This window comes from Arthrobacter sp. 2YAF22_2 (genome assembly GCF_052114645.1).
Lineage (GTDB): Bacteria > Actinomycetota > Actinomycetes > Actinomycetales > Micrococcaceae > Arthrobacter.
In genome coordinates, this window is record NZ_JBFRFD010000336.1 from 1 (window position 1) to 4114 (window position 4114).

The following is a 4114-nucleotide window of genomic DNA, read 5'->3' on the forward strand; positions in this document are numbered from 1 at the left end:
CATCCGCCCTGCCCACGGCGCAGAATGTTTTTGTGGTGGCCAACCGGTACCGGACCGCACTCACGGTCGCCAAGGACACCGTCCTGATCACCACCGTGGTCGCCGTCCCCGCCATGATCGGAGTGGCCCTGCTCCTCGCCTGAGTACTCCCAGCCCGGACCCCGGCGTGGCACCGGCCCGGTTCCGGGGACGCCGCCGGTAGGCTGTACCAGGCTGAAGACGGCCGGGAATCACGCACGAATTTGGGGGAACGATTGCGCAGGCTTGTTTCAGGCAGGGTCATTTCAGGCAGCGTTGATGCCGGCAGGCGCGATTCCGCCAGCGTTCGCTCGGGAGCTTCCGGACGCAGGGGCGCCGTCGACTGGATCGCCTGCGGCGCCGTCGGGCTGCTGCTGATCTCGTCCACCGCTTGCGCTGGCCCTACGCCCGCCGCTGCCGACCCCGCGGTCGAAACGTCGTCCAGCGCCCCTTCCGCGACCCCCTCGTCCACGCCGACCGCAACGGCCGATGCCGGCGCCCCGTTGGACCCGGACACTGCCCCCGCTGTCACCCTCTCCGGGGCGTCCGCTCCGCAGCAGCAGCCGGCCTACGCCAGTAAAGCCCTGGATGTACTGGCGACCCTCCCGATCAAGGGCAGGGCGCCCAAGACCGGATACTCCCGCGACCAGTTCGGCCAGGCCTGGGCCGACGTCGACCGCAACGGCTGCGATACCCGCAACGACACGCTCCGCCGCGACCTCACAGCAGTCGCCCTCAAGCCCGGGACTCGGGACTGCGTCGTGCTCTCCGGCGCCCTGAACGACCCCTATACAGCCAAGCTGATCAGCTTCGTCCGCGGAAACACCACAAGCACGGCCGTCCAGATCGACCACGTCGTGGCGCTCAGCGATGCCTGGCAAAAGGGCGCCCAGCAGCTCAGCCCGGCCCAGCGCCTGGCATTCGCCAACGATCCGCTGAACCTCCTGGCCGTGGACGGCCCCGCGAACATGCAAAAGAGCGACGGCGACGCCGCCACCTGGCTGCCGCCGAATAAGTCCTACCGCTGCTCATACGTGGCCCGGCAGATCTCGGTCAAGGCCAGCTACGCGCTCTGGGTCACCCAAGCCGAGCACGACGCCATGGCCCGGATCCTYGCCGACTGCCCGGACGCTCTGGCCCCCACGAACGCGCAGCCACCCGCTCCGGCTCCGGCTCCGGCTCCCGCCGCGCCGGTCCCTGCACCGGCCGCCCCGGCCCCGGCCGCCCCGGCCCCGGCCGCGCCGGCACCCGTCCCTGCGCCGCCGGCGCCCCTCCCGGTACCGGCCGCTGTCTCCTACGCAAACTGCGCTGCCGTGCGGGCCGCGGGCGCGGCCCCGCTCCGGCGTGGCCAGCCAGGCTACAGCAGCAAGCTGGACCGCGACGGCGACGGGATCGCCTGCGAATAGCCGGCCCGGCCGTGGCTCAGCCCGCCGGCCGTGACGCTAGGCGCGGCGCGGAGCGAGGTCGGCGATTCCGGCGACTTCGGCCAGCAGCTCCACGGAGCGCAGCCGGTCTGCAACGGCGGCGCTCTGGTGCGCGACGATCAGTTCGTCGGCGTCGGCGTGCCGGGTGAACTCCTCAAGGTATTCCAGCACGGCGACAGGGGTGCCGATGGCAGAGTATTTCATCATCTGCGCCATGTGCTGGCCCTGCGGCGAGTCCAGGATCATGTCCGCCTCGTCGTCGCTGAAGACCCGTCCGTTGCCGAAGAACAGCGAGACCCGGGCCCGCTTGGTGGCCTGGAACATTTCCTGCGCGTCGGCGGCGGAATCCGCGGCGATCACGTTGACGGCGGCAATCACGTGCGGGGCATCCAGTTGCTCGGAGGGCCTGAATTCCCGGCGGTAGATTGCCACGGCGTCCTGCAGCGCATTCGGGGCGAAGTGCGAGGCGAAGGCGTACGGCAATCCCAGCTGGGCAGCCAACCTGGCCCCGAACAGCGACGAGCCCAGGATGTAGAGCGGCACGTTGGTGCCCTTGCCCGGGGTGGCCTCCACGCCCGGGATACGGGTCGGGCCGGTCAGATAGCCCTGCAGTTCCAAGACGTCCTGCGGGAAGCTGTCCGCGCTCATCGGGTCGCGACGCAGGGCCCGCATGGTGTTCTGATCGCTGCCCGGGGCACGGCCCAGGCCCAGGTCGATCCGTCCGGGATGCAAGGTCTCGAGCGTGCCGAACTGCTCGGCGATGGTCAGCGGCGCGTGGTTCGGCAGCATCACGCCGCCGGCACCCAGCCGGATGGTCTTCGTCTGCGCGGCAATGTGGGCGATCAGGACGCTGGTCGCCGAGGACGCGATGGACGACATGTTGTGGTGCTCGGCGTACCAGATGCGGCGGTACCCCAGCTCCTCGGCACGCTGCGCCATGGCCACGCTGCCGGCGAAGCTTTCTGCCGCCGTCTGGCCCTTGCCGATGATTGCCAGGTCAAGGATGGAAAGCGGAACAGTCACGGAAAAGCCGGCCTTTCGTAGCGGAGCGAAATGTGGGGAGACCCCGGTGCGCCGGGCCGGAAACCGCCCGGACGCCTACAAATGCCAACGACGCCGGCGCCCGTCTTATTTCTGCCCGAACGGTTGGCCCGCGGGCAGCTCGGCGGAATACTCAGCACCCTTAGTGTGTTGCCGCCTCCATGAGCCAAGACAACACACAGCATCAGGAAGTGTCTGCGACGATCGACCTGTCGGACCTGGGCACGGTTCACCGCCTGGGCTTCGGCGCCATGCGCATCGTCGGCGACGGCGTTTGGGGCGAGCCGGCCGACCGGACTGCCGCCGTCGCCGTCGTGCGTCGCGCCGTTGAACTGGGCGTCGACTTTATCGATACCGCCGATTCCTACGGGCCCAACATCAGCGAAGAAATCCTTGCAGAGGCACTTCATCCCTACCGGGAAGGCCTGAAGATCGCCACCAAGGTCGGGTTCACCCGCACCGGGCCGAACCAGTGGGTGCCGGTGGGCCGGCCCGAGTACCTGCGCCAGCAGGCCGAACTGAGCCTGCGCAAGCTCAAGGTCGAGGCGCTGGATCTGCTGCAGCTGCACCGGATCGACCCGAAGGTCGACGCCGAAGAACAGTTCGGCGTCCTTCGTGAGCTCCAGAACGAGGGCAAGGTCAAGGCCCTGGGCCTGTCCCAGGTCAGCGTGGCCGAACTGGAGCAGGCAGGGAAGCACTTCACGGTCTCCACCGTGCAGAACCGGTACAACCTGACCGACCGCAGCTCCGAGGACGTCCTGAATTACGCGGAGGAGAAGGGCATCGGCTTCATCCCCTGGGCCCCCATCTCCGCTGGCGAACTGGCCCGTCCGGGCGGCCCCCTCGACGCGGCCGCCAAGCGGTTGGGCGCCACCACCTCCCAGGTGGCGCTGGCGTGGCTGCTGCGCCGCTCCCCCGTGATGATGCCGATCCCGGGAACGGGCTCCATCAAGCACCTCGAAGAAAACCTGGCCGCCGCCGGCGTCGTCCTCGACGGCGCCACCTTCGCCGAGCTCGAAGCCGCACGCTAGACCCACCCCCTATCACCACCCACCAGCCGGCCCGTGGCCGGCAGAACAGGAGTACACCATGGCCAACATCCTGATGGTCGTATCCGCCGCCGATTCCCTGACCATGCGCGACGGCAGCAAGCACCCTACCGGCTACTGGGCCGAGGAACTGGTCGTCTCGCACCAGACCCTGACCAAGGCCGGCCACACGGTCCACATCGCCACCCCGGGCGGTGCCAAGCCCACCGTGGACGAGGTCAGCCTGGCCCCCGATTCCGCTGGCGGCCAGGACCGTGCGGACGGCTTCCGCGCTTACCTTGCCGAGATCGACGCCGAACTTTCCGCGCCGCTGGTTTTGGCCGACRCCAGGCTCACCGGTTATGACGCGATCGTCATGCCTGGCGGCCACGGCCCGATGGCGGACCTCTTCCAGGACGCAGACCTCGGCAAGCTCCTGACCGAAGCCAATGCCCAGGGCAAGATCATCGCCCCGTTCTGCCACGGCCCCGCCGGCCTGCTGAGCGCCGTCGACGGCGACGGTACCTTCGCCTTCGCCGGCCGTCGCGTCACCGTCTTCAGCAACGAAGAGGAACTCGGCGGCGGCACTGGCGAGAACACCCC

At 69.2% G+C, this 4114-nt stretch carries 4 protein-coding genes and 1 pseudogene; 4 read left to right on the plus strand and 1 reads right to left on the minus strand.

Translation table 11 applies throughout. From position 1 onward, the window contains the following. Together AB4Y86_RS13465 and AB4Y86_RS13470 are read left to right on the plus strand one after the other, a co-directional pair. A pseudogene (locus AB4Y86_RS13465) lies at positions 1–143 on the plus strand (AEC family transporter); the annotation flags it as partial. 111 nt (positions 144–254) lie between these two features. After that, a complete protein-coding gene (locus AB4Y86_RS13470) occupies positions 255–1424 on the plus strand; it encodes a GmrSD restriction endonuclease domain-containing protein (protein WP_441402719.1) in 1170 nt (389 codons plus the stop codon). Between the two features lie 36 nt (positions 1425–1460). Here AB4Y86_RS13470 and AB4Y86_RS13475 read toward each other — a convergent pair whose 3' ends face one another. Beyond that, positions 1461–2465: an LLM class flavin-dependent oxidoreductase gene (locus tag AB4Y86_RS13475; RefSeq protein ID WP_441402720.1), complete on the minus strand. Its 1005-nt coding sequence runs from the start codon at positions 2463–2465 to the stop codon at positions 1461–1463. 179 nt (positions 2466–2644) lie between these two features. Between AB4Y86_RS13475 and AB4Y86_RS13480 the strand changes: the two genes are divergently transcribed. Together AB4Y86_RS13480 and AB4Y86_RS13485 are read left to right on the plus strand one after the other, a co-directional pair. After that, positions 2645–3514, plus strand: a complete 870-nt coding sequence (locus tag AB4Y86_RS13480; RefSeq protein WP_441402721.1) for an aldo/keto reductase — start codon at positions 2645–2647, stop codon at positions 3512–3514. Positions 3515–3572: 58 nt separating this feature from the next. Next, positions 3573–4114: type 1 glutamine amidotransferase domain-containing protein (locus AB4Y86_RS13485; RefSeq protein WP_441402722.1), on the plus strand; the 542-nt coding region annotated here is incomplete at its 3' end.